The following is a 24,698-nucleotide window of genomic DNA, read 5'->3' as shown; positions in this document are numbered from 1 at the left end:
TTTCTGGCTGATGGTTTGGAGGTGGCACAGGAGCGCTCAAGCGCGCCTGTCGTCTGTTCAGCGTAACCGTGGCACCCCCTGGCGCATGGGGCCAACTGAGGGCAAAAGCCCCGGCTATTCGGCCAATCGAAAAAGGGGCGGCTTTCGCAGAATCGACCGCGACCAAGACAAAGGCGCCAGCTGTTTCCTGCAGCGGCCCACAGGCATGAACTCTCCGCAACAACGACGACTTCGCCTTCCCATTTCGGCCACGAAGCGCATGGGCTACCTCGCATGAGCGCAACCACCACCGCCGGCACGGCGGCCCTGCCCGCGCCCATGCTGCCGGCGGCGCTGCCGCTGCTCGAGCGCCTGCGCGTCCAGCCCAAGCTGCCGCTCATCGTGGGCGGCGCGGCGCTGGCGGCGGCGGCCGCGGCCTTCGTGCTGTGGAGCCGAGCGCCCGACTACAAGGTGCTCTACACCAACGTGACCGACCGCGACGGCGGGGCGATCATCGCGGCGCTGCAGCAGCAGAACGTGCCCTACAAGTTCGCCGAGGGCGGCGGCGCCATCCTGGTGCCGGGCAACAAGGTGCCGGAAGTGCGCCTCAAGCTGGCCGCGCAGGGCTTGCCCAAGGGCGGCGGCGTCGGCTTCGAGTTGATGGACAACCAGAAGTTCGGCACCAGCCAGTTCACCGAGCAGGTCAACTACCAGCGCGCGCTGGAGGGCGAACTGGTGCGCTCCATCGAATCGATCGGCTCGGTGGAATCGGCCCGCGTGCACCTGGCCCTGCCCAAGTCGACCCTGTTCGTGCGCGAGCAGAAGAAGCCTTCCGCCTCGGTGATCCTCACCTTGCAGCGCGGGCGCAGCATTGACGAAGGCCAGGTCAGTGCCATCGTCCACATGATCTCCAGCAGCGTGCCGGAGCTTGCGCCCAAGAGCGTGACGGTGGTGGACCAGAAGGGCAACCTCTTGTCGGCCGCCAACAGCGGCGCGCACGGACTGGATGTGAGCCAGCTGAAGTACGCGCAGGAGATCGAGCAGAACTACGTGCGGCGCATCGAGGCCATCCTGCAACCCATTCTGGGCGCCGGCAATGTGCGCGCCCAGGTCGCGGCCGACATCGACTTCGCCGTCGTCGAGCACACCGACGAGAAGTTCCGGCCCAACCAGGACCCTGCCGCGAAGGCCGTGCGCAGCCAGCAGTCCAGCGAATCGAACCAGCAAGGCGGCACGCCGCCGGGCGGTGTGCCGGGCGCCTTGTCGAACCAGCCGCCGGCCAACCCGAGCGCGCCCCTCAATGCGCCGGCTGGCGCGCCCAGTGCGGCGGCCGGTGCGCGGGCACCCGGCGCCGCGCAGGCGCCGGCAGCCGCCGCGCCGAGCACACCCGCCGGCCCGAGCAGCGCCCGCAAGGACGTCACGACCAACTACGAGCTCGACCGCACCATCCGCCACGTGCAGCAGAGCGCCGGTGGCGTCAAGCGCCTGTCGGTGGCGGTGGTGGTGAACAACAAGGAAGAGCCGGACGCGGCCGGCAAGCCCGCCGCGCGCGCACTCAGCGCGGCCGAACTCGACCAGGTGCGCAATCTGGTGAAGGAGGCCATGGGCTTCAGCCAGGAGCGCGGCGATTCACTCAACGTCGTCAACAGTCCCTTTGCACTGGAGCGCGAAGCGGCGGCGCCCGCGCTGCCCTTCTGGCGCGAGCGCGAGAACATCGAACTGGGCAAGAGCCTGGGGCAGTATCTGCTGATCGGCGTGCTGGCGCTGATGCTCTGGCTGGCCGTGCTGCGGCCCATGCTGCGCCGGCAGAACGCGCTGCAGCAGGCGGCCGCCGTGCCGACCCTGCCGACGGCCCCGCTCGACGCCGGCGGTCAGCAGCTGCCATCGGCCGCGCAAGAGGCGCTGCGCCTGCGCGAATCCGATCGCCAGCGGGCCGATCTGGAGTACGCGCAACAGGTCGCGCAGCAGGACCCGCGCCTGGTCGCCGCGCTGATCAAGCACTGGATGAACAAGCATGAATGAACCGGGAAACCGCAAGGCCGCCATCCTTCTGATGGCGCTGGGCGAAGACCATGCCGCCGCCGCGCTGGCGCACATGCCCACCATGCAGGTGCAGTCGCTCGGCCTGGCCATGTCCAAGGTCAGCCATGTGTCCAACGACGAGCTGGCCCGGGTGCTGGCCGAGTTCCGCGCCGAGACCGAGCAGCTGTCGGCGCTGCACCTGGGTTCGGGCAGCTACATCCGCGCCGTGCTGCAGAAGGCGCTGGGCGACGAGCGCGCCAGCAACCTGCTGGAAGACATCCTGCAGCCGGAGGCGCCGCGCGGTGGCATCGAGCGGCTCAACGAGCTGGAGGCCGGCGAGGTGGCCGAGCTGATCCGCGACGAGCATCCGCAGATCCTGGCCACCCTGCTGGTGCACCTGGATCGCCTGAAGGCCTCCGAAGTGCTGGAAAAGTTGCCGACGCGCCTGCGCCACGACGTGATCCTGCGCGTGGCCACCTTCGGCGGGGTGCAGCCGGCGGCGCTCAACGAGCTGACCGAGGTGCTGACCGAAATGCTGTCGGGCGAAGGCCTCAAGCGCAGCCGCCTGGGCGGCGTGCGCACCGCGGCCGAGATCGTCAACCTGATGAGCACCAACCAGGAGCAGGAGGCGATTGCGCACATGCGAGAGCACGACGAGGCCCTGGCCCAGCGCATCATCGACGAGATGTTCGTGTTCGAGAACCTGCTCGGCCTGGAAGACCGCGGCATCCAGCGCCTGCTCAAGGAGATCGAGGCCGATTCGCTCATCATCGCCCTCAAGGGCGCGCCGCCGGAGCTGCGCGAGAAGTTCCTTTCCAATATGTCGCAGCGCGCCGCCGAGACCCTGCGCGAGGACATGGAGCTGCGCGGGCCGGTGCGCGTGTCGCAGGTCGAGGCCGAGCAGAAGGCCATCCTGCAGGTGGTGCGCCGGCTGGCCGATGCCGGCGAGGTCGTGATTGCCGCCCCGGGCACCGATGACTTCGTCTAAGCGCCCCACCCCGCTCGCGGCCGGCAGCCGGCTGGCGGCCGCCTACGCGTCATCGGCCGCGCGGCCGTCGGCTCCGGCCGAGTCCGCCTGGCAGCGCTTCGAAATGCAGGCGCTGGCCGGGGCGCCCGGCAGGCGCGCGGCGGCGAGCGCGCCGCGTCCACCGGAAGGCATGGCGCCAGGTGTGGCGCCGCGGCCCGCGCCCGCCGTCGACCCGGCGCTGCTCGCGCGCATCCGTCTCGAAGCGCGCGCCGCCGGCGAGGCCGAGGGCCGGCGCGAAGGCTGGACCCAGGGCCACGCCGACGGGCTGGCGGCAGGCCGCACCGAGGGACTGGCCGAAGGCCTGGCCCTGGCCAGCGCGCAGGCCGAGCAGTTGCGCGAACTCGCGCGCACATGGCCCGAGGCCTTGCGGCGCGCGCAGGACGAAGTGGGCGATGCAGTGCTCGCGCTGGCCCTCGACGTGGCCCGCCAGGTCATCCACCAGAGCCTGCGCGCCGAGCCCGGCTGGCTGCTGCCACTGGTGCAGGAGCTCCTGGGCGCCGAGCCGGCCCTGCAGGGCGAGCCGCGCCTGCTGCTGCACCCGCAGGACATCGCACTGGTGAAGAACAGTCTGGGTAACGAACTGGAAGCCGCCGGCTGGCAGCTGCGCGCCGACGAGAGCCTGGCGCGCGGCGGCTGCCGCGTGCAGTGCGCCGCCGGCGAGATCGACGCCACCCTGGAAACCCGCTGGGAACGCGTGACCGCCGCGCTCGGCCGCGAGCCAAAGGCGCCGGATGCCTGACACCGCGTCAAGCGAGAACCCGCACCTGCAGGCCTGGCAGCAGGCCTTGCTGCAGGCGCGCGGCGAGGTCGCGCGCCGCGTTGCCACCAGCAGCTCCGGCCGGCTGACGCGCGCGGTCGGCCTGGTGCTGGAGGCCGTGGGCCTGCAGCTGCCGGTGGGCAGCGACTGCCTGATCGAGCTGCCACCCGGCTACCCGCAGCGCCACGCGGAGGCCGAGGTGGTCGGCTTCGCCGGCGATCGTCTCTTCCTGATGCCGCAAAGCGAAGTGGCTGGCCTGCTGCCGGGCGCGCGCGTCTTTGCGCGCCCCGGCGCAGCGGCCGTCGGCCAGTCCGGCGGCGTCCATACCAAGCGCCTGCCGGTAGGACAAGGCATGCTGGGCCGCGTGGTCGATGCCGCCGGCCGGCCGCTGGACGGCCGCGGCCCGCTGGACGTCGAGCGCCAGGTGACGCTGTCGGCGCCGCCCATCAACCCGCTCACGCGCGCGCCCATCGATTCGGTGCTGGACGTCGGCGTGCGCGCCATCAACGCCATGCTCACGGTGGGCCGCGGCCAGCGCATGGGCCTGTTCGCCGGCTCGGGCGTCGGCAAGAGCGTGCTCTTGGGAATGATGGCGCGCTACACGAGCGCCGAGGTGATCGTGGTGGGCCTCATCGGCGAGCGCGGGCGCGAGGTCAAGGACTTCATCGACAACACGCTGGGCGAGGAAGGCCTGGCGCGCGCGGTGGTGGTGGCGGCGCCGGCCGACAACTCGCCGCTCTTGCGCCTGCAGGGCGCGGCCTATGCCACCTGCCTGGCCGAGTACTTTCGCGACCAGGGGCGCGACGTGCTGCTCATCATGGATTCGCTCACCCGCTACGCCATGGCGCAGCGCGAGATCGCGCTGGCGGTGGGCGAGCCGCCGGCCACCAAAGGCTATCCGCCCTCGGTCTTCGCCAAGCTGCCCGCGCTGGTGGAGCGCGCCGGCAATGGCGCGCGCGATGCGAACGGGCGTGGCGGATCGATCACGGCCTTCTACACCGTGCTGTCGGAGGGCGACGACCAGCAGGACCCGATCGCCGATGCGGCACGCGCCATCCTGGACGGCCACGTGGTGCTGTCGCGCAGCCTGGCCGAAGCCGGCCACTACCCGGCCATCGACATCGAAGCCTCGATCAGCCGCGCCATGACCGCGCTGATCGAGCCAGCGCAGGAAGGTACCGTGCGGCGCTTCAAGCAGACGCTGTCGCGCTACCAGCGCAACCGCGACCTGATCAGCGTCGGCGCCTACGCAGCCGGCCACGACGCGCAGCTGGACCAGGCCATCGCGCTCTATCCGCGCATCGAGGCCTTCCTGCAGCAAGGCATGCACGAGCGCGCCGACTACGACGCCTCGATCGCGCACCTGAACCGCCTGTTCGAGCCGGCTCCGGCTCGCTAGGAGAACCAACGCCATGCCCAGCAAGCTTCCCCTCGACACCCTGATCGAGCTGGCCCGCAACAGGACCGATGACGCGGCCCGCCGGCTCGGCCATCTGCAAAGCGCGCAACTGAGCGCCGACCAGAAGCTGAGCCTGTTGCTGCAGTACCGGCAGGACTACCACGACCAGTTGCAAGCGCTGATGCAGAACGGCGTCTCCAACTCGCAGTGGTTCAACTGGCGCGACTTCCTGGGCACGCTGGACGGCGCCATCGAGCAGCAGCGCGCCATCGCGCGCCAGGCCGCCAGCCGGCTCGAGCACGGCCGCGGCGAATGGCAGCAGCACAAGCGCCGCCAGAGCTCCTTCGACACCCTGGCCGAACGCCTGCGCCGGCAGGAACTGATGAGCGAGGCCAAGCGCGAACAGCGCGACAGCGACGAACGCGCGTCCCGCCAATTCTTCGAGCGCAGCGCCAGCGCGGCGACTTGACACCCAAAGAAAACATGACTTCTCTTGCTTCCCTTCCCGTGGTGGCGTCCGCCACGCCTGCCGCCGCCCAGGCTGCCTCTTCTTCTGCGCGCGACGCGCAGGCGCGTTCGGGCGAGGACTTCGGCGCGGCGCTGGCACGCTCGCGCAGCGGCAGCAGGGCGTCCGACAAGTCCGAGGAAACGTCGGCCGCCCAGCCGCCGCGCCGCAAATCCATCGCCGCTTCGGGCGACAAGGAACACTCGCCGGCCGAACTGCTGGCCATCGCGCTGCTTACGCCCGCCTTTTTGGCCACCTCGCCACGCGCTGCGCCGCTCGAAACGCCAGGCAACGCCGCAGCGGCAAGCGTTGCAGCACAAGAGGCGGCAGCGCCCTTGCCGCAAGACCCGCTGGCCGCCGCTGGGGCCAAGCCATCCGGCGACGAGGCACGCAACGCGCTGAAGGCCGAAGTTCAGGCAGCGCAAGTCGATGAAGCAGCACCCAAGCTGCCCGGCGCGGCCGGCCGCACCGAGGCCGGCAAGCCAGAGGCACCGGCTTCCAGAGGCACGGAGGGCGCGGCTCCGACCGTGCTTGCTGCACTGCCACCTGCCGCCGCATCTTCGGCAACGACGCCCGCGCCAGCGCCCGGCAAGGCCGTTGCCGAATCCGGCAAGGCAGCAGCAACGCCCTCGCCCACCGCCATCGTCCAGCAAGCGGCCGATGCAGCGGCATCGCAGCCAGCCGAGCATGAGGACATCTCCCTGGCATCCGCCTCCACGCCCTCGACTTCCATCGCGCCAGCGCCAGCCTTGACCGGCCTGGCACCGGCGATGGCCACCGCCGGCTACACGCCGCCTGCTCCCGCCGCCCCCGCGCATGTCCCGGTGCTCACCGTGGAACCGCCGGTCGGCAGCGAGGCCTGGGGCGCCGCCGTCGGCCAGCAGATGATCCGCATGAGCGCCAGCGGCGAGCACGTGGCCGAGCTGAACCTGAACCCGGCCGGCCTGGGCCCCTTGAAAATCAGCCTGACGCTGGGCGACAACCAGGCGCAGGCCCTGTTCGTGTCGGCCCACGAAAGCGTGCGCAAGGTGATCGAGGCCGCGCTGCCCCAATTGCGCAGCCAGCTGGCCGACCAGGGCATCAGCCTGGGGCAAGCGTCGGTCGATGCGGGCACGCAGCAGCAGCAACAGCAAGCAGCGGACCGCGAATCCGGCTTCGACGCAGCGGCAGCGCGCAGATCGAGCGCAGCGCCGCGCCTGGCCGGTGCCGCCGAGGCCTTGCCGAGCACGCGGGCCGAGCACAACGCCCGCGCACGTGCCGGCGGCGTGGATACCTTTGCCTAGGGCCTGTTCACACTATTTACGGGGTCGCGAAGGCATGCCAAAGCGGACAAATCAAGGCGCACGACGCAGTGTGTGCGTCGGCACACACAAGGCGTGCAACGCGGAGTTGGCCGCTTTGACATGCCTTCCCTTCGGGTTGGCCCGCATTGGGGCCGTCTGCGGCGTTGCCCGCGCTTGCAATGCTTCAGCATTGCTGCGCGCGGGCGCCTTGCATCCAGCCCCAATGCCGGCCAACGCGATCCCCGTAAATAGTGTGAACAGGCCCGCGCCCGCGCAATCCCCGGATCTGAAGCGCTTTTTCCCGCCTGATCGATCGTTCGCATCGGGCGTCCTTCGCCAAGAATCGATTGCACTCCAATTTCAGCGAAACCATGGCCAACAGCCCCACCCTTGCGACCCCTCCCGCCCGCTCGCCAAAGCTGCTGATCGCGGCCCTCGTGGCCGTCAGCCTGTGCGCTGTCGCCCTGGCCGCCTTCGCCGTCGTGCGCGGGCAGCCGGCGGCGCCGGAGCCAGCTGCCGCGCAAGCACTGGACAAGCCCATCTTCGTGACGCTCGAGCCGCTCACCGTGAACGTCCAGACCGAAGGCCGCAGCCGCTTCCTGCACGTGGGCGTGGCGCTCAAGGTGCGCGACGAGCAGGCCAAGGCGCAGATCGTCGAATTCATGCCCGAGCTGCGCAGCCGCGCGCTGCTGCTCCTGTCCAACCGCCAGCCCGAATCGCTCGTCACCACCGAGGACAAGGCCAGGCTGGCCGAGGAGATCCTGGCGGAATTGAACCGCCCGCTCGGCGACGCCAAGCCGCCCCAAGGCATCACCAGCGTCGCGTTCAACACCTTCGTGGTGCAGTAAGCCAGCCCTCGGGACGACGAGAGATCCATGGCCTATGAACAAGTCCTCTCGCAGGACGAGGTCGACGCGCTGCTGCGCGGCGTCACCGACGGCGCGGTCGACCAGTCGGCCAGCGCCGCGGCGCCGCAGGACGGCTTGCCCGCCTACGACCTCGGTGCGCCCGACCGCGTGGTGCGCAGCCGCATGCACACGCTGGAGGTCATCAACGAGCGCTTTGCCCGCCACCTGCGCGGCGCCCTGCTGAACTTCATGCGCCGCAGCCCCGACATCTCGGTCGGGCCGGTGCAGATCCAGCAGTACGGCGAGTTCGTGCGGCACCTGCCGGTGCCGGCGAACATCAACATGCTGCACATGAAGCCGCTGCGCGGAACCGCCCTCTTCGTGTTCGACCCGAAGCTGGTGTTCCTGGTGGTGGACAACCTGTTCGGCAGCGACGGCCGCTACCACGTGCGCGTGGAAGGGCGCGACTTCACCCGCACCGAGCAGCGCATCATCCGGCGCCTGCTGGATCTTTCGCTCAACTGCTACGGGCAGGCCTGGCAGCCGGTCTACCCATTGGACTTCGACTACGTGCGCGCCGAGATGCACGGCAAGCTGGCCAACATCGTGGCGCCCAACGAGGTGGTGATCACCACCACCTTGCAGATCGAGTTCGGGCCGGTGGGCGGCTTCCTCACCGTGTGCATTCCCTATTCGATGATCGAGCCGATCCGCGACCTCCTGTCCAACCCCATGCAGGACCAGGTCGAGGTCGACAAGCGCTGGATCAAGCAGATGTCGCAGCAGATGCAAAGCGCCGACGTCGAGCTGGTGGCCGACTTCGTGACCTTGCCCTCGAGCATCGGCGAAGTGATGCGGCTGCAGGTGGGCGACGTGCTGCCCATCGAGCTGCCCGCCACCGTCGTTGCCAAGGTCGACGGCATCCCGGTGATGGAGTGCGGCTTCGGCGTCTCCAACGAACGCTACGCCCTGCGCGTGGAACAGATGATCACCCCTCAGGACAGCAAGGAACATGACTGACAACACCACCATCGCCGACGACGTGGACGACTGGGCGAGCGCGCTGGCCGAGCAGACCGCCGCCTCCGCCCCAGTGGCCCAGCCGCCCGTGCCTGCGCCGGCCGCCAACCAGGTCTTCCAACCGCTGCAGGACAAGGCGGCCGGACCCAGCGCCCCGGTCGACATCGCGCGCGTGCTCGACGTGCCCGTGCAGCTGACGGCCGAGATCGGCCGCACGCGCATCACCATCAAGAACCTGCTGCAGCTGTCCCAGGGCTCGGTGGTGGAACTCGACGGCCTGGCCGGCCAGCCGCTGGACGTGCTGATCAACGGCTACCTGATCGCCCAGGGCGAGGTGGTGGTGGTCAACGAGAAGTACGGCATCCGCCTGACCGACATCATCACGCCCTCGGAACGCATGCAGAAGCTGAGCCGCGCATGAGCCTTGTGAGCAGCCTCGCACAGGCCGGCCTGGGCATGGGCCTGGTGCTTTGCCTGATCTTCCTGTGCGCCTGGCTGGCCCGGCGCTTCGGGCTGCAGCGCCTGGGCGGCGGCCAGCTGGTAAAGACCATTTCGAGCACCGCGGTCGGCCAGCGCGAGCGCGTGGTGGTGGTGGAGGTGGCCGGCAGCTGGCTGGTGCTGGGCGTCACGGCCCAGCAGGTCAGCCTGCTGCACACCATGGCCCCGCAACCGCTGCCCGCGGCAGCGGCCATGCACCAGGCGGCGATGCAGCCGGCGATGCCGCTCGCGCATTCCTTCTCGCATCTGCTGCGCCAATCGCTCACCGGCAAGGCGCGAAGCCGCACAACGCCATGACGCGCCGCATCGTTTTGTCCCTGGCGGGCGCCTCCTTGCTGCTGCTGCCGTCCGGCCTGTGGGCCCAGGCCCTGCCAGGCGTCATCGCCACGCCCGGCCCCGGCGGCAGCCAGACCTGGTCATTGAGCGTGCAGACCCTGCTGCTGCTGACCTCGCTGTCCTTCCTGCCGGCGCTCCTGCTGTGCATGACCAGCTTCACCCGCATCCTGATCGTGCTGGGCCTGTTGCGCACCGCCATCGGCACGCAGTCCTCGCCGCCCAATCAGATCCTGGTGGGGCTGTCGCTCTTTCTCACCTTCTTCGTGATGTCGCCGGTGTTCGACAAGGTCTACACCGAGGCCTACCAGCCCTTCTCGGCCAACAAGATCAGCGCCGAGAAGGCGATGGAGCGCGGCATCGAGCCCTTCAAGGCCTTCATGCTCAAGCAGACGCGCGAGACCGACCTGGCCCTGTTCGCCCGCCTGGCCAAGGCGCCGGAGATGCAGGGCCCCGAGGAAGTGCCGCTGCGCATCCTGCTGCCCGCCTTCGTCATCAGCGAACTGAAGACGGCCTTCCAGATCGGCTTCACCATCTTCATTCCCTTTCTCATCATCGACCTGGTGGTGGCCAGCGTGCTGATGTCCATGGGCATGATGATGGTGCCGCCGGCCAGCATCGCCCTGCCCTTCAAGCTGATGCTGTTCGTGCTGGCCGATGGCTGGCAATTGCTGATCGGCGCCCTGGCGGAAAGTTTCTATCCATCATGACCCCCGAATCCGTCATGACCCTGGGCAGCCAGGCGATGCAGGTCACGCTGCTGCTGGGCGCGCCGCTCTTGCTGGTGGCGCTGGTGGTGGGCCTGGTGATCAGCATCTTCCAGGCGGCCACGCAGATCAACGAGGCCACGCTGTCCTTCATCCCCAAGCTGCTGGCCGTATTCGTCACGCTGGTGCTGGCCGGGCCCTGGATGCTGGCCCAGCTGCTCGACTACATGCGGCAGCTTTTCTCGAGCATCCCTCAGCTGATCGGCTGACGCCCGCTTGTTTTCATGGCGCCGGTCTTCACGGTCAACTCGGTGCAATGGGCCGCCTGGATGGCGGCCTTCTTGTGGCCCTTCGTTCGCATGCTGGCGTTGGTGAGCACGGCGCCGATCTTCGGCGAATCGTGGGTGCCGCGGCGCACCAAGGTGGCCATCGCCGCGCTGCTGGCCGTGGTGCTGGGCCCCACGCTGGGGCCGATGCCCGATACGCCGGTGGTCTCGGCCGGCGGCGTCTGGATCCTGGTGCAACAGGTGCTGATCGGCGGGGCCATGGGCCTGGTCATGCGCATGGTGTTTGCCGCGGTGATGGCGGCCGGCGAATACATCGGCCTGCAGATGGGCCTGTCCTTCGCCTCCTTCTTCGACCCCATGGGGGGCGGCAGCACGATGGTGGTGGCGCGCCTTTTGAACATGCTGGCGATGCTGATCTTCCTGGCCGTGGATGGGCACCTGCTGCTGGTGGCGGCCTTGGTCCAGAGCTTTCACATCCTGCCGGTGGCCGACGCGCCCCTGGCGGCCCAAGGGTGGATGGTGCTGGCGCTGGCCGGCGGCCAGATCTTCAGCACCGGCCTGATGCTCTCGCTGCCCCTGGTGACGGCGCTGCTCACCTTGAACCTGGCCATGGGCATCCTGAACCGGGCCTCGCCGCAGTTCAGCATCTTTGCGGTGGGCTTCCCGCTGACCCTGCTGGCGGGCATCGGCATGCTGCAACTGCTGATGCCGCAACTGGGGGCGTTTCTGGCGCCGCGCTTTTCGGGCGGCCTTGACACCCTGGCCCGCTTTGCGCAGTTGCTGCGGCCTTGAAGCTTGCGATCCTTCTCACGCATCGGCATGTACCTACAGCCGCTCGATGGGACATCCTACGTTCGCAGGGTTCGGCCTATTTCTACATTGACGAAGACGCCGAAGCTCAAGCAGGAACATCGGGCTCCTTAGACCGTGTCGGCGTCAAGGAGACCATCATGAAGAAGACGTTTTTGATGCTCGCCATGGCATCGGCGTGCCTGGTTGCCGTTCAGGCCAGGGCGCAGGTCAGCTCACCCCCGCCCCCCGGGACACTCGATCCAGCCGACGCCGCCTACTTGGCCGACCGCGACAAGATCGCAGCCGACTACAAGGCCGCCAAGGCTCAGTGCGACGCCATGAAAGACAACGCCAAGGACATCTGCATCGAGGAAGCCAAGGGCAAGGAAAAGATTGCCAAGGCCGAGCTCGACCAGAAGCGCAAGCCCAGCGACAGCAATGCGCGCAAGGTCGCCGAGGCCAAGGTGGAGGCCGTCTACGGCGTCGCCAAGGAGAAATGCGACGAGCAGAAGGGTGATGCCAAGGCCGCGTGCGTGAAGGAGGCCAAGGCTGAAGAGGCGAAGGGAAAGGCCGACATCAAGGCCATGAAGAAGTGAGCCATCAGGGTGTGCCGGTCTGGATCTCGATGTGGCTGCGCTCGTGCCAGCGCACGCGCACGGGCCGCTTCACATCGGCGATGGTCTCCGAGTTCACGTCCTTGCCGCTGCCGTAGTTGACCTGCCGGTCGGGGCGCTTGTTGATGCCCACCACCAGCACGATGCGGCTGCCCGCCGCAAGCTTGCGGGCGGTCGCGCGCTCGGCGGTGAAGGCAAGCATCTGGCGCTCGCCGGCCCGCAGAAGCCGGCGATGCACGCGGTGGCCGGCATAGCTGGCGCGGAAGTCGTAGGGCTCGAACAGCAGCTGGTAGTCGCCGCTCGCCGTCAGTTCGTACAGCGAGACGCTGAGGTCCACGTCCTGCCGCGAGGGTGTGATGTCGAACTCGCCGCGCAGGCTGCCGTCGATCTCGGTGTCTTTTGGCAGCGGGTCGCTGACGAAGCGGATGCTGTTGCGCGTTTGCAGCTGCTTCGTGCGCAGTGCGTCCGGCCACGGCATGCGTGCGTCGCGGCGATTGGCCAGATCGACCGCAAGCCGCGCGTTGCCGCCACCTTCGGCCGGCGAGGGCAACAAGCCGTGCGGGCCGTCGCGCTTGCGGGTGTCCAGGTACAGGCGCAACCGGCTGCGATCCGGCGTTTCGAGCGCCGGCGCATGGCGCCACTGATCGGCGCCCATCACCTGGTAGTTGACGCGGTCCTGCAGCAGCGAGGGTTTTTTCGCGCCCTTGAAGACGTGGTCGAACCATTGGTAGCGCAGCTCGGGCAGATCGACGCGTGCGGCGGGGTCGAGCGTGTAGCCGCGCAGCTGCGGGGCCGTGCCGAGCCGGATCGAGGCCGCGTCGTAGGGGCCGATCAGCAGCGTCGTGTCGGCCTCGCGCCGGTTGCGGCGATGCTCGTTGTGGAAGTACAGCGCGCCGGCCTGCGCGCCGTAGTAGCCGGCAATGCCAAGCACCGGGATGTCGAGCTGTGCAAACTGCTCCGCCGACGGCAGGAACTTGCGCCAGTAGCGATCGTGGCTGGGGTGCGTCAGCCAGGTCCGGATCAGCCTGCTGCGCTTGCCCAGCAGCACGCGGTCCACATCCCAGTAGGGGCGATCGCCGCGGTACCAGAGGGCGTCGAGCGCCTGCCAGCTCTCGTCCGGGTCGACATCGGCGTAGGCGTCGGCCTGCGGCGCCCCGGCAATCGCGTGCGCCTGCGCCCAGCGGACCATGCTGTTGCGATAGATCTGTCCGGCCATCGGGAAGTCGATCCCCGGCGCCATCGGCGCGATCGTGGCGATGGCCTTGAGGGCCGCCGGCTTCCTGCGCGCAGCAGCCCAGGCGGCGTAGCCGGAATAACCGTCGCCAAGCATGCCGACGCGGCCGTCGCTCCACGGCTGCCGGGCGATCCAGTCGATGACGGCCGCGGCATCTTCGCCGTCGCGAACGAAGGGCCACACGGCGCCCTGGCCGTCTGGCGTGCGCCCTCGCACATACGCCGTGACGCCGACGTAGCCCTTGACGGCGCTGCGCTGCGCGTCATCTTCGGCGGGATCGAGCGTGAAGCGCAGCAGCGCCGGCAGCGCGCCTTTCGCGCCACCCGGCCGCACCACGTTGGCATGGATGACGGCGCCCCCACGCACGGGAATCCGCACGTCGGCCTCCGCCATGTAGCGGCTGCGATTTTCCGCCGCGATCAGCTCGGGCAGCAGCGCGGCGAAGCTGCGGCGCGACTCGTACGCAAGCCAGGTGCGCACCAGCGCCACGGCGTCGGCCTGCGGAACGCTGCCCTTCCCGCGCCAGCGGTCGAAGGCCTGGCGGACCGGCTCCCTGTACACCGCCGGCGGCGTCGCCAGCCGCGCCATGACGGCCGCGGCTTGCGCGTTGTCGAGCGGCGGCACCAGCTCCTGGAACGAGCGCGCGTAGGCCTTGGCAAACGCCAGGCGCTCGTTCGCCTCGATCGCGCGCGCATGCGCATAGATGCCATCGAGGATCGCCCGCTCGGCCAGGGCGTCGAACGGTTTGCCTTGCTGGCGGCCGCGCAGGGACTTGTTGCTGTCGGCGGCCGCGCGGTAGGCGCCACCGACGATCTGCAAGGCGGTCACGTTGGCCAGGAAGACATCGGTGTCGGCCTCCTTGTAGACCGGCACGATGCGCTGCGCCAGGTCCCGCATCACGTCCACCGCAGCGGGGTCGTCGGGGTTGCGCGGTGCACGGAAGCCGAAATCCAGCGCCCAGGCCCAGGCCGGCAGGCAAAGCACCAGCAGCACGAGGGCGCGACGCACGGCACGAAGGTGCACAGGGTGTTTCATGGCCGCAGATCCTCGGGCGGCGCGTTCGGCGCCTTGACCAGGTGCACCACCTGCGTGAACAGCCGGCCGTGTGCCTCGCCAGCCGAGCCGATGTGGACGACGCCCGTGTGCGCGAGCTTGGCCGTCAGCACGTCGATGATGAGCTCGAGCGTGTCATCGTCGAAAGCGCCGAAGGCTTCGTCCATCACCAGCCAGTGCGGCGCCTGCAGCACCACGCGGGCAAAACCCAGCCGCAGCTGCTCGTCCATGCTGAGCTCGCGCTCCCAGCGGCCCGTCTTGTTCAGCAAGGGCTCCAGCCGTTGCAGGCCGACGCTCGCGAGTGCGTCCAGCATGGCTTGCCTCGAATGGATCGACGGTTCCACCCCATACGACAGCGCTTCGGCCAACGTGCCGCGCGGAAGATAAGGCGTGCCGCGCGGCATGTAGTGGATCGTCTCGCCGCGCGGACGGCGCACGCTGCCGGACCCCCAGGGCCACAGGCCGGCGAGCGCGCGGAACAGCAAGGTCTTCTCGGTGCCCGGCGTGCCCAGGATCAGCAGGCGCTGGCCGGCGTGGACGACGAGATTTTCGGCGTCCAGCCGGTCGTGGCCGGCCCAGGCACGCACCTCGAGCGCTTCGATCGCGAAGGTTCCGGCTTCGCCCTCCACGTAGGCGATCCGGCTGCCGCCCGGTTGCGCCTCCAGATCGGTCGCCAGCACCTGGCGCAGGCCAGCGACGCGCAGCAGCGTGGCGCGCCAGTCGGCAATGAGGCTGAAGTTGTCGACGAACCAGCGCAGTGACGACTGCGCCTGCGTGAAGGCAGCGGCGGCCATCATCAGGCCGCCGAAGGAAACCTTGCCCGAGAAGTAAAGGGGTGCGGCCACCAGGATCGGCGCGATGACGGTGACCCAGCCGAAGCCCGCGGTGACCCAGGTCAGGTTGGTCAGCCCGAGCACCACGCGCGATGTGGCCTGCAGGACGTCGCCCAGATGCATGGCGACGCGGCGCTTCTCGTCGGCCTCGCCGCCGGCCAGCGAGATGCCGTCGAGATGCTCGTTGATGCGGGTCAGCGAGAAGCGCAATTCGCCTTCGCGCGCATAGCGCTCGGCGTTGCGCGAGACCAGGCCCTTGCCGATCCAGTAGGTCATCAGCGAGCCGCCGATCGCGTAGACCATGGCGGCCCACAGCATGAAGCCCGGCATGGGGTGGTCCTGGCCGTCCCAGAAGATGCTGAAGTCCTTGGAGAGCACCCACAGCACGCTTGCGAAGCTGCCGAACAGCATCGCTGCCTGCAGCAGGCCCACGCCAAGGCCGACCGACAGATCGCACAGCTTCAGCGTGTCGTCGTGCATGCGCTGGTCCGGATGCGCGCCCATGGGCCCGCTGCCCTGCAGCCAGAACGCCCGGCGCGGCTGCAGCCACAGGCCCACGAGGTCGGTGACCATGGCCTCGCGCAGCTTCAGCTGCAGGGTTTCGACCAGCCACCGCTGCGCGACGTTCAATACCAGCAGCCCGCCCGCGATCACCGCGAAGATGCCCAGCTGCATGATGAAGTCGCCCACGTCGCGGCGCGAGATCGCGTCATAGAAGGGCTGGTTCCAGCGATTGAGCTCGATCTGCCCGTAGGCCGTGATCGCGATCACCACGAAAATGCCGCCCGCCAGTGCGGCCAGCGTCTTCCCGACCACGGACACGCGCAAGGCGCCGAGCAGTTCGCGCACCTGGCGGATGACGCCGGTCCTCATGGCCGGCTCGGCATGGGTCGGCGAAGACGCGCTCATGGCTGCTGTAGCGCCTGGCGTTCGGTCGCGACGCGGCGCGCCCAGACACACGAGATGAAGGCGGCGTGGCTCCAGGCCAGTTGCCTGGCCGAGGTCTGCGCGCCGCTGCGCTGGTCGAACTGCTCCGACAGGTCGCCACTGGCCGGGGTGTAGGCGCGCACGGTGGCGAGGTAGGCGTCGCCGCGCTCGAACCAGTGGCGCGCATCGCCGCCCGCCAGCGCCGCGGCTGCGCGAAAGCAGAACTCGGCGGCGCCGAGCGTCGAGAAGTAGTAGGCGCCGCCCGAGAAGTACACGTCGCCGGCGTAGCGGCCCATCGCCGGGCCACGGCCTGTGGGACGGCCGTGGTTGATCGGATAGGCCGCATCGAACAGCGCTTCGAGTTGCGCCAGCGTGGCCTGCATGCGTGAATCGGCCTCGCTGTGGGTGGTCTGTGTGGCCCCGCTGCCGGCGCTATGGATTGCCGACAGGATCACCGCGATGTCCAGCGCCTTCGGGCTGGCCTTGTCGTCCGCCAGCCCGCGCGAACGGTAGTAGCCCGCGGCATCTTTGCCGACCCAGTAGCCGTCGAGCAGCTTCAGTACGGCCCGCGACGCCTCCCGGCAGCGCTGCGCCTGCGTCGTATCGCCCAGGCCCTGCAGCCATGCCGCGCCTTCGGCCAGCGCGGCCGCCGAGATGCGCAGCGTGTAGTAGTGATGGCCGCTTTCCTCCTCCCAGATGTCGTAGGAGGGCTCGCGCCAGTGACGCAGCGTGAAGCCGAGGTCGAAGCGGATCAGGGCGCTGAGATCCGCCAGCAGGGGCGCGTCGAGCTGCCCGCCGGCCACCCAGCGCAGCAACGCCAGCGCGCGCAGCGGCGGCCCGTCGTGCTGGGGGCGCGCCCATCGGGAGACATCGAGCGTGCCGTCGGGGTTCACCCGCGTCTCGGCAACGACGCCATCGCCGTGCGCGCGCGCGAGGTCATCGTCCTCGCGCAGGAACTGCAGGAAGTCGGGCGCCACGTGCGCCCTGCGGTCCGGCACCGCGGCAGCCACGCGGCCATCGAGCCGGTTCAAGCCAAGGCTGAAACGGGTGAAGTCGCGCAGGTGCTGCAAGGCTTCGTCGCCGATGCGTCCCTCGACGTGGAGCAGCCGCAATGCATCGATGACGACGGCGGAGTCGCGGAACCAATGAAAGAAGTAGTCCGGTTCGGGCTTCCAGTCACCCAGCACGGGCGAGGCGACAATGGCGCCGGCGATCGGCCGCACGGTCTGGCCAAAGCCCGGGCGGTGCTTGACGATCCCCACCGGCGAGATGCTGGCCAGCATCGCGCTCGCCGAATGGCCCAGCTGTTGTTCGAGCCAGGACTCGAAGGCCAGGTCTTGCTGGCTAGTCGTCACGCGCGGTCGAGCCCAGATGCGGGCTGCTGAAGTCCATGGCGCGCAGCCCCGCCTGCACTTCGGGCACGCTCATGAACAGCTTCCACAAAAGGCCCGTCCGATGGTTTTCCATCATCACGACGATCGGGGCCTGGTCGATGGCGAGAAAGGTCTTGGCAAACCAGCCGCGCCGTTCGCAGAAGGCATCGACAAAACCGTAGTCCTGCCACAAGCGCGTGCCATGCGTGGTGAGCAGATGCCGCAGCACCTGCAGCGCCTCGGTGGGCGCATACGGCAGGCTGGCCAGCGCGGCCGTCGGCGAGATGGTGCCGTTGTCGGTGTCCGGGGCGTGCGCCAGGTAGCCGTCGGGGTCATCGCTGGCAGTCAGGCCCCAGCACGATTCGCCGTAGCCCTTGTGGCCCTGTGGATTGGCGATGCAGTGCGCGCGGTTGATGCGCACGTGGCGGCAGTTCAGATCCCAGTAGTCCGCGTAGCGGTCTTTCAGGCCGTGCGGATCGAGGCCGCAGAACGAGTAGTGCGTGAAGAACAGCGGGCCGCCGTAGGGCATGCCCAGCGGCAGCTCGATGCCGTGGTAGGACCGGCCGTTGAGAAAGCCGTCCCCGGCGGCGAAACCGCGGTGGTAGATGCGCGCATCGACCGCATGGCGCGGCGCGGCCACGGCCAGCAGGTAGGTGACGAGGCACTCGTTCCAGCCACGCACTTCATGGTTCATCGCCCAGCCGTGCTTCGGACTCCAGTGCCAGTACAAGACATCCCGTCCACCCTGCGTGAACCAGTCCCATTCGACGCCCTGCCACAGCGTGTCGATGTCGGCGCGCAGCTGCCGCACCGCGGCCGTGTCCTCGTTGAAGTACTGGCGCGCGCACAGGAGGCCCATGACGAGGAACGAGGTCTCGACCAGGTCGGCCGCGTCGTCCTTTGGGCTCATCGGGATCGTGGCGCCGCTGGCGCCGTCGATGAAGTGCGGGAAGGCGCCGTGGTAGCGCGTGGCGCGCAACAGGGCGTCCAGCATGCGCGCGAGGCGACGCAAGGCGGCGTCTCGCGTGACCCAGCCGCGCTCGACCGCGACGATCAGGGCCATGACGCCGAAGCCCGAGCCGCCGATAGCAACCTTGTGGTCGACCTTGTGGTCGGCCTTGTCGTCGTTTGCGGGTTCGCCCAGCGTGCGGCGGTCGAGCGCCAGGCCGCTGGCGGCATCCGCGCCGTCCCAGAAATAGCGGAAGGTCTGACGCTGCACCGCGTCGATCAAGGCTTCATCGGGCAGGGCCGCCAGTGCCCTCGGGGTCCTGTCATCCTTCAACACGAACGGCTCCTGTCGTCACGTTTGGTTTCATCGAGTCGAGTCGGCACCATGCGGCCGATGGCCCCACAGCATGCCATCATTGAACTCCCTTGGGTTCCCGCATCGAAGTCTTCCATGAGCCGCATCGACACCCTCATCGCCCAGATGACCTTATCCGAAAAGCTGGGCCAACTCACGATGACTGCCGCCGGCTATACGGTCACCGGGCCGGTGATCGCGGGAGACTCCACGCAGTCGATCATCGACGGCACCATCGGCAATCTGCTGAACATGGTCGGCGCCGGGCCCGCGCACGAGATGCAGCGGCTGGCCGTCGAGAAGTCACGGCTTGGCATTCCGCTCTTGATCGGCCTGGACATCATCCACGGCCATCGCACGCTCTTTCCGATCCCGCTCGCCGAGGCAGGCATTTTCGACGAATCCATCTGGGAGCGCACGGCGCACGAGGCCGCGTGCGAAGGCGCGGCCGAAGGCCTGGCGATGACTTTTGCGCCGATGCTCGACGTGTCGCGCGATCCCCGCTGGGGCCGCACCGCGGAAGGCCCGGGCGAAGACCCCTGGCTCAACGCGCGCATTGCCCAGGCCAAGGTGCGCGGCTTCCAGGGGACCGATCTGTCGTCGGCCGAATCGCTGGCCGCCTGCGCCAAGCATTTCGTCGCCTACGGTGCGGTCAACGCGGGACGGGAGTACGCCGCCGTGGACATCTCCGAGCGCACTCTGCGCGAAGTGCATCTGCCGGGCTTCGCCGCGGCGCTGCGCGCCGGCGTCGCGACGCTGATGCCGGCCTTCACCGATCTCAACGGCGTGCCGATGACGGCGCACATCCCCTTGCTGCGCGACTGGCTGCGCGGCGAGATGGGTTGGGACGGCGTCATCGTGAGCGACTACAACGCGATCGCGGAATTGATCAAGCACGGGGTCGCCGCCGATCTGGTCGATGCCGCGGTGCTGGCGCTGAAGGCCGGCGTCGACATCGACATGATGGCCGACGCCTATCGCAAGGGCCTGCCGATCGCGCTCGAGCAGGGCCGGGTGACGATCGAAGAAATCGACGCCTGCGTGCGCCGCGTGCTGCGTCTCAAGGAGCAACTCGGCCTGTTCGACGACCCCTACCGCCGCGGCAGCACACCGGAGCCCGCGGCGGTCATCGAGAAGCGGCACGCACTGGCGCGCGACGTCGGGCGCAGGGCCGTCGTCATGCTGAAGAACGAGCGCGACGCCCTGCCCTTGCCGGCGGCGGCGAAGGCGCTGTGCGTCGTCGGCCCGCTGGCCGACGCGAGCACCGAGATGAAGGGGCCGTGGTGGGGTGCCGGCGAACACGAGCCAGCCGTCAGCGTGCTGGCCGGCCTGCGCGCCGCATTGCCGCAGGCCGACATCCGCCATGCACCCGGTGTCGCCATCGAGAGTGCCGACGACAGCGGCATCGAAGCGGCGGTCGCCCTGTGCGACGGCGCCGACGCCGTGGTGCTGTGCCTGGGCGAGCGTGCCACGATGAGCGGCGAGGCCGCGAGCCGCGCCACGCCCGCTCTTCCCGGCCGGCAGCAGGCGCTGGCCGAAGCGGTGACGGCCCGCGCGCACGCGCTCGGCATCCCCGTCATCGCCATCCTGTTTTCGGGCCGCCCGCTGGTCGTCCCCTGGCTGGCCGAACACGCCGATGCGCTGCTGGCTGCGTGGTTCCTCGGCGCGCAAGCCGGCCACGCGATCGCCGACGTGGTCATGGGCCGCGTATCGCCGAGCGGCCGCACACCGATGAGCTGGCCGCGCGCCGTCGGGCAGGTGCCGATCTACTTCGGCCAGCGCCCCACCGGCCGGCCGATCAATCCCGCCGACTACTACACGAGCAAGTACCAGGATGTCGACAACACGCCGCTGTATGCCTTCGGCCATGGCCTCGGCTACGGCCGCGTCTGCTATGACGCGCTGCAGGTCGAGCCGCAACGGGTGAGCGAGCAGGACACCCTCCGGATCACCGTCGGTCTGCGCAACGCGGGCGCGCGCGAGGGCGAAGAGACTGTCTTCCTGTTCATCCGCGCCAAGGTGAGCCGCGTCACCCGGCCGCTGCTGGAGCTCAAGGGCTACGCGAAGCTGCGCCTCGAGCCCGGCGAGGCCGGCACGGTGACGCTGGCGCTGCCGGCGGCCGAGCTGCGCTACCTCGGGCCGGACCTGCAGCCCCTATTCGAGGCGGGCGAGGTCGAGATCCTGGTCGGGCCGAGTGCAGAAGAGTCGGGGCTGCTGCGCCAGGTCATCGAGTTGTGTTGAAAACGCCTAGAGGTACTTGAACAGGGCAATTCCGCCCAGGCTCGCAAAAGTCTGCTGCGCCGCCTGCAATGCGGTCTGACGCTGGGTGAACTCGGACAGCGCCGCGTAGTAGTCCAGATCCTCGATCTCGGACAGGTAGCTCTTGTCCATCAGCTGGCGCGCCGCGCCGCCGGCATTCAGCGCATCCAGCTCGTTCATGCGCGAGCCCACCGACGAGCGGATGGTCAGCACGTTGTCGTGCGCGTTGGTGAGCTTCACGTTGGCGGTGCTCAGCGCATTGAGCAACTCGGCCTGGGCGTCGGCGCCGCCGCCCGTCAGGGGCTTGTTGAGCGCGCCGACCAGCTCGCCGATGGCGGCGAAGATGTCGGTGCCTGCGTTCCTGGCGGTGGAGACGTCGAACACGTCGCCATCGGCTGGCGCGCCGGTGATGCTGATCTGCAGGCCACCGAAGCTGATCGGCGTGCCTGCAGAGAAGGCCCCGCTCGCCACCACGGCCGGCGGGGTGTCCTGCGTCGAGACGGTGTAGTTGCCGCCCGCGAAGCTGATGCTGAAGTCCTTGCCGTAGCCGGCGGCGGTGGCATCGGTCACGCGGGCCGGGCCGAACACGCCGGTGCCGGTGTTGGCGGCAGCCGCCGAGGCCACGTAGCCCGCGCTGCCCTGCACCGACTGGAACACGCTGCGCCCGTCGTCGGTGGCCGGCATCTGGCGCGCCACGTCCACCTGCATCAGCCGCTGGCCCTGGTCACCCACGTACTGGTAGCCGCCGCCGGCCTGCAGCGCAAAAGGCGCGCTGCCGCTCTTGTAGCCGGCAAACAGGAACTGGCCGTTGCCGTCGTCGGTGTTGGCCAGCGACACCAGTTGGTCGAGGCTGCTCTGGATGGTGGTGGCGAGAGACGCGCGGTCGGCGTCCGACAGCGTGCCGTTGCCGGCCTGCACGGTCAGCTGCTTCACGTTCTGCAAGATTGTGGCCGCGCCTTTCAAGGCATCTTCCTCGCGCGTGAGCAGGGCCATGGCCTGGCTGCGGCTGGCGGCGTACTGCGAGCTTTCGGCCAGGGCCTGGCTCACGTTCAGCGCGCGCGCCGCGCCCACCGGGTCGTCCGAAGGCGTCAGGAAGTTCCTGCCGGTGGCTATTTTTTGCTGCGTGCGAAAGAGCTGCAGCTGCTGCGAGCCCATGGCGGACTGGCTCTGCTCGAAAAAGGATTGGGTGCTGATGCGCATCTTCTTGACTCCGTGAATGGGGTTGTCGCCGTCGTCAGGCTCAGCTGCGGATGCCCAGGATGGCGTCGAACATCGCCGACGCGGTCTGGATCACCTTGGCGTTGGCCTGGTACATCTGCTGGTACATGAGCAGGTTGCCGGTCTCCTCGTCCTGGTTGACGCCCGAGATGGACTGCTGGCTCGCCCTGATCTGCGTGACCATGCTGTCCTGCGTGGCGCCGGCCACCTTGACTTCCATCGCGCGGTTGCCCACCTCGCTCACCAGCTGCGCATAGGCGCCGTTGAAGGTGGACGTGCCGCCTCCCATCAGCGCCTTGCGCTGCAGTGCGCCCAGCAGTAGTGCATTGCTGCCGTCCGACACGCCGGCCACGTTCTCGCCGAGGGTGAAGGTGTCGCCGGTCGCCGGCGCGCCCTTCAGGCTCACCGTGATGCCGTCGAAGCTGATCGCCGCGCCTTCGGTGTAGGGCACGCTGCTGCCCGCCGGGTAGTTGTTCACCGTGCCGTCGGGCAGGGTCACGCTGATGGCCGAGCCGGCCGGAAAGCCCGACAAGGTGCCCGCCCCGCCATCGAAACTCAGGGTGACGGTGCCGGCCAGCGGCGTGGCCGGATAGCCGGCGCCGATGGTGGCGGCGCCGATGCTGCCCGTGCCCTGGTTGGCGCTGCCCTTGCCGGTGATCACCGGCGAGGCCGCCGCCACCTTGGACGGGTCGCGCACCAGCACGTCGAGGTCGCGTGCGCCGGTGCGGGTCGGCTGCACCAGGAAGGAGTCGCCGGCATTGGCCGTGCCGCTGCCGATCGCGAGGCTCACGCCGTCGAAGTCGATCGGAAAGCCGGTGGAAGTGGCCACCACCTGGTTGTCGGACAGCCGCGTCACCGAATAGGTGAGCGTGCCCGCCACGTCCTTCACCTGCACGTTGTAGTCGCTGGTGCTGAGCTGCCCGGTGTCGGTCACGCTGGCCGCCAGCACCATGGCTCCGCTGTTGCGCGTACTGGAGAACACGCCCGGCTGGGCCTGGCTGAAGAAGTCCTGCCCCAAGGCGCCGCCCAGGTCCACGCCCAGGCCATGCTGCGTGTTGAAGGCATCGCCCAGTGCCATCGCCAGCCGGCCGATGGCGTTCTGCGTCGGTGTCAATGTCTGGGCACGAAAGGCCATCAGGCCGCCGAGCGAGCCGCCGCTGAACACGCTGTCGGCCACTTCCACCAGGTTGCCGGCAGGGCCGGTCAGCGCGATGGCGCGGCGCGTCGGGTCGGTTGCCGACACCACGGCCTGCACGGCCGAGGCGCGGTCGCCCATCACCAGCGACTGGCCGTTGCCGATGAAGACGTTGTACTTGCCGCCGTCGGTCTCCAGCACCTTCACGTCCACGATCTTGCTGAGTTCGGCCACCATCTGGTCGCGCTGGTCCAGGAGGTCATTCGGCGGCTGGCCGCCGGCCATGGCGCTCAACTGGCTGATCTGCTGGTTCAGGCTGGCAATCTGCGTGGCATAGGTGTTGATCTGCGAGGCGCTGCCGACGATCTGGTCGTTGACCGACGTGTTCATGTCGTTCAGATACTTGTCGGTGGCGCGGAACTTGTTGGCCATGGCCTGCGCCGCGCTGATCAGCTGCTGGCGAGCCGCCGGGTCGGCCGGCGCGTTGGCCACGCCCTGCACCCCATCGAAGAAGCTCTGCATCAAGGGCGTCAGGCCGGAGGTGCGGTCGGCCAGCAAGGTGTCGATGCGGTTGATCTGCGAGCCGTAGGTGGCCAGCGCCTGCGCCGAGGAATCGGCCGCGGCCAGCTGGGCCGTGAGGTAGCGGTCGTAGCTGCGCGACACCGTGCTGACCACCGCGCCCGTTCCGAAATAGCCCGCGCCGGTGGCCAGCGGCGAGCCGGTCGTCAGCTCGGCCACCTGCCGGCTGTAGCCTGCCGTGTGCACATTGGCCGTGTTGTGGGCCGTGGTCATCAGCGCGGCGCGCGCCGCGGCCAGGCCGCTCAGGCCCGTGAAGAAGATGTTGCCGGACATGGGGCTCCAGGGATGTGTTGGTGAAAAGGAGTTCTCTTGATGGATATATCGGCAGGCGCGCGCTGATCTGAAGGCGCGCGCCCCGATGCCTCAAGCCGCCTGCAGCCTGAACACGCTGACGGAACGCACCAGCCCGCCAGCCTGCTCTTGCAGCGAGGCCGCCGCAGCCGCAGCCTCTTCCACCAGCGCCGCGTTCTGCTGCGTCACCTGGTCCATCTGCGTGATCGCCTGGTTGATCTGCTCGATCCCCGAGGTCTGCTCCTGGCTCGCCGCCGTGATCTCGCCCATGATGTCGGTCACCCTTTTGACGCTACCCACGATCTCCTGCATGGTCTGGCCCGCCTCGCCCACCAACGAGGTGCCGGCCTGCACCTTGCCCACCGAGTCGTCGATCAGCCCCTTGATCTCCTTGGCCGCTGCCGCCGAGCGCTGTGCCAGGT

The 24,698-nt window shown here is 69.0% G+C and carries 22 protein-coding genes; 15 read left to right on the top strand and 7 right to left on the bottom strand.

What is annotated here, in order from left to right; genetic code table 11:
* The first annotated feature begins 273 nt into the window (after positions 1–273).
* The 14 genes from fliF (at position 274) to ACIPRI_RS12230 (ending at position 12,053) form a co-directional block, all read left to right on the top strand.
* The gene (fliF, locus tag ACIPRI_RS12295) at positions 274–2,001 is read left to right on the top strand and encodes a flagellar basal-body MS-ring/collar protein FliF (protein WP_446621735.1); all 1,728 of its coding nucleotides are present in this window, start codon (positions 274–276) and stop codon (positions 1,999–2,001) included.
* Positions 1,994–2,989 carry a flagellar motor switch protein FliG gene (gene fliG, locus ACIPRI_RS12290; protein ID WP_446621734.1) on the top strand — a complete coding sequence of 332 codons (996 nt, stop codon included), beginning with the start codon at positions 1,994–1,996 and terminating at the stop codon, positions 2,987–2,989. The genes fliF and fliG overlap by 8 nt, the downstream gene beginning before the upstream one ends.
* The gene (gene fliH / locus ACIPRI_RS12285; RefSeq protein WP_446621733.1) at positions 2,976–3,767 is read left to right on the top strand and encodes a flagellar assembly protein FliH; all 792 of its coding nucleotides are present in this window, start codon (positions 2,976–2,978) and stop codon (positions 3,765–3,767) included. The genes fliG and fliH overlap by 14 nt, the downstream gene beginning before the upstream one ends.
* Positions 3,760–5,184, top strand: a complete 1,425-nt coding sequence (fliI, locus tag ACIPRI_RS12280; RefSeq protein WP_446621732.1) for a flagellar protein export ATPase FliI — start codon at positions 3,760–3,762, stop codon at positions 5,182–5,184. The genes fliH and fliI overlap by 8 nt, the downstream gene beginning before the upstream one ends.
* A 13-nt stretch (positions 5,185–5,197) precedes the next feature.
* Positions 5,198–5,653 carry a flagellar export protein FliJ gene (fliJ, locus tag ACIPRI_RS12275; RefSeq protein WP_446621731.1) on the top strand — a complete coding sequence of 152 codons (456 nt, stop codon included), beginning with the start codon at positions 5,198–5,200 and terminating at the stop codon, positions 5,651–5,653.
* Between the two features lie 14 nt (positions 5,654–5,667).
* On the top strand, positions 5,668–6,972 hold the full coding sequence (locus tag ACIPRI_RS12270) for a flagellar hook-length control protein FliK (protein ID WP_446621730.1): 1,305 nt from the start codon (positions 5,668–5,670) through the stop codon (positions 6,970–6,972).
* Positions 6,973–7,343: 371 nt separating this feature from the next.
* Positions 7,344–7,820, top strand: coding sequence for a flagellar basal body-associated FliL family protein (locus ACIPRI_RS12265; protein ID WP_446621729.1), 477 nt, complete (start codon positions 7,344–7,346; stop codon positions 7,818–7,820).
* Positions 7,821–7,847: 27 nt separating this feature from the next.
* The gene (fliM, locus tag ACIPRI_RS12260) at positions 7,848–8,840 is read left to right on the top strand and encodes a flagellar motor switch protein FliM (RefSeq protein WP_446621728.1); all 993 of its coding nucleotides are present in this window, start codon (positions 7,848–7,850) and stop codon (positions 8,838–8,840) included.
* Complete coding sequence (fliN, locus tag ACIPRI_RS12255) at positions 8,833–9,261, top strand: flagellar motor switch protein FliN (protein WP_446621727.1); 429 nt, start codon at positions 8,833–8,835, stop codon at positions 9,259–9,261. The genes fliM and fliN overlap by 8 nt, the downstream gene beginning before the upstream one ends.
* The gene (fliO, locus tag ACIPRI_RS12250; protein WP_446621726.1) at positions 9,258–9,635 is read left to right on the top strand and encodes a flagellar biosynthetic protein FliO; all 378 of its coding nucleotides are present in this window, start codon (positions 9,258–9,260) and stop codon (positions 9,633–9,635) included. The genes fliN and fliO overlap by 4 nt, the downstream gene beginning before the upstream one ends.
* On the top strand, positions 9,632–10,381 hold the full coding sequence (fliP, locus tag ACIPRI_RS12245) for a flagellar type III secretion system pore protein FliP (RefSeq protein WP_446621725.1): 750 nt from the start codon (positions 9,632–9,634) through the stop codon (positions 10,379–10,381). Before fliO ends, fliP begins: the two co-directional genes overlap by 4 nt.
* Positions 10,378–10,647: a flagellar biosynthesis protein FliQ gene (gene fliQ / locus ACIPRI_RS12240; RefSeq protein ID WP_446621724.1), complete on the top strand. Its 270-nt coding sequence runs from the start codon at positions 10,378–10,380 to the stop codon at positions 10,645–10,647. The genes fliP and fliQ overlap by 4 nt, the downstream gene beginning before the upstream one ends.
* 15 nt (positions 10,648–10,662) lie before the next feature.
* Positions 10,663–11,457 carry a flagellar biosynthetic protein FliR gene (gene fliR / locus ACIPRI_RS12235; protein WP_446621723.1) on the top strand — a complete coding sequence of 265 codons (795 nt, stop codon included), beginning with the start codon at positions 10,663–10,665 and terminating at the stop codon, positions 11,455–11,457.
* Between the two features lie 158 nt (positions 11,458–11,615).
* Positions 11,616–12,053, top strand: coding sequence for a hypothetical protein (locus ACIPRI_RS12230; RefSeq protein ID WP_446622091.1), 438 nt, complete (start codon positions 11,616–11,618; stop codon positions 12,051–12,053).
* A 4-nt stretch (positions 12,054–12,057) separates the two neighbouring features.
* Here the strand turns inward: ACIPRI_RS12230 and ACIPRI_RS12225 are convergent, their stop codons facing one another.
* From ACIPRI_RS12225 to ACIPRI_RS12210, 4 genes are read right to left on the bottom strand one after another with little or no spacing between them, the layout of a single operon-like run.
* The gene (locus tag ACIPRI_RS12225; RefSeq protein WP_446621722.1) at positions 12,058–14,340 is read right to left on the bottom strand and encodes a CocE/NonD family hydrolase; all 2,283 of its coding nucleotides are present in this window, start codon (positions 14,338–14,340) and stop codon (positions 12,058–12,060) included.
* Positions 14,337–16,100, bottom strand: a complete 1,764-nt coding sequence (locus tag ACIPRI_RS12220) for an ABC transporter ATP-binding protein/permease (RefSeq protein ID WP_446621721.1) — start codon at positions 16,098–16,100, stop codon at positions 14,337–14,339. Before ACIPRI_RS12220 ends, ACIPRI_RS12225 begins: the two co-directional genes overlap by 4 nt.
* A complete protein-coding gene (locus ACIPRI_RS12215) occupies positions 16,097–17,473 on the bottom strand; it encodes a glycoside hydrolase family 15 protein (RefSeq protein WP_446621720.1) in 1,377 nt (458 codons plus the stop codon). Before ACIPRI_RS12215 ends, ACIPRI_RS12220 begins: the two co-directional genes overlap by 4 nt.
* A complete protein-coding gene (locus tag ACIPRI_RS12210) occupies positions 17,463–18,776 on the bottom strand; it encodes a glucoamylase family protein (RefSeq protein ID WP_446621719.1) in 1,314 nt (437 codons plus the stop codon). Before ACIPRI_RS12210 ends, ACIPRI_RS12215 begins: the two co-directional genes overlap by 11 nt.
* A 114-nt stretch (positions 18,777–18,890) precedes the next feature.
* Between ACIPRI_RS12210 and ACIPRI_RS12205 the strand changes: the two genes are divergently transcribed.
* Positions 18,891–21,035: a glycoside hydrolase family 3 N-terminal domain-containing protein gene (locus tag ACIPRI_RS12205; RefSeq protein WP_446621718.1), complete on the top strand. Its 2,145-nt coding sequence runs from the start codon at positions 18,891–18,893 to the stop codon at positions 21,033–21,035.
* Positions 21,036–21,041: 6 nt separating this feature from the next.
* Here the strand turns inward: ACIPRI_RS12205 and flgL are convergent, their stop codons facing one another.
* The 3 genes from flgL to ACIPRI_RS12190 form a co-directional block, all read right to left on the bottom strand.
* Positions 21,042–22,253: a flagellar hook-associated protein FlgL gene (flgL, locus tag ACIPRI_RS12200; protein ID WP_446621717.1), complete on the bottom strand. Its 1,212-nt coding sequence runs from the start codon at positions 22,251–22,253 to the stop codon at positions 21,042–21,044.
* Positions 22,254–22,293: 40 nt separating this feature from the next.
* Positions 22,294–24,258, bottom strand: coding sequence for a flagellar hook-associated protein FlgK (gene flgK / locus ACIPRI_RS12195; RefSeq protein ID WP_446621716.1), 1,965 nt, complete (start codon positions 24,256–24,258; stop codon positions 22,294–22,296).
* A 90-nt stretch (positions 24,259–24,348) separates the two neighbouring features.
* The coding region (locus tag ACIPRI_RS12190) for a methyl-accepting chemotaxis protein (protein WP_446621715.1) at positions 24,349–24,698 on the bottom strand (350 nt) is incomplete at its 5' end.

The organism is Variovorax sp. LARHSF232, assembly GCF_052871435.1.
Note: the sequence above shows the minus strand (reverse complement) of the source record. Positions and strands in the feature narration are given on the sequence as shown.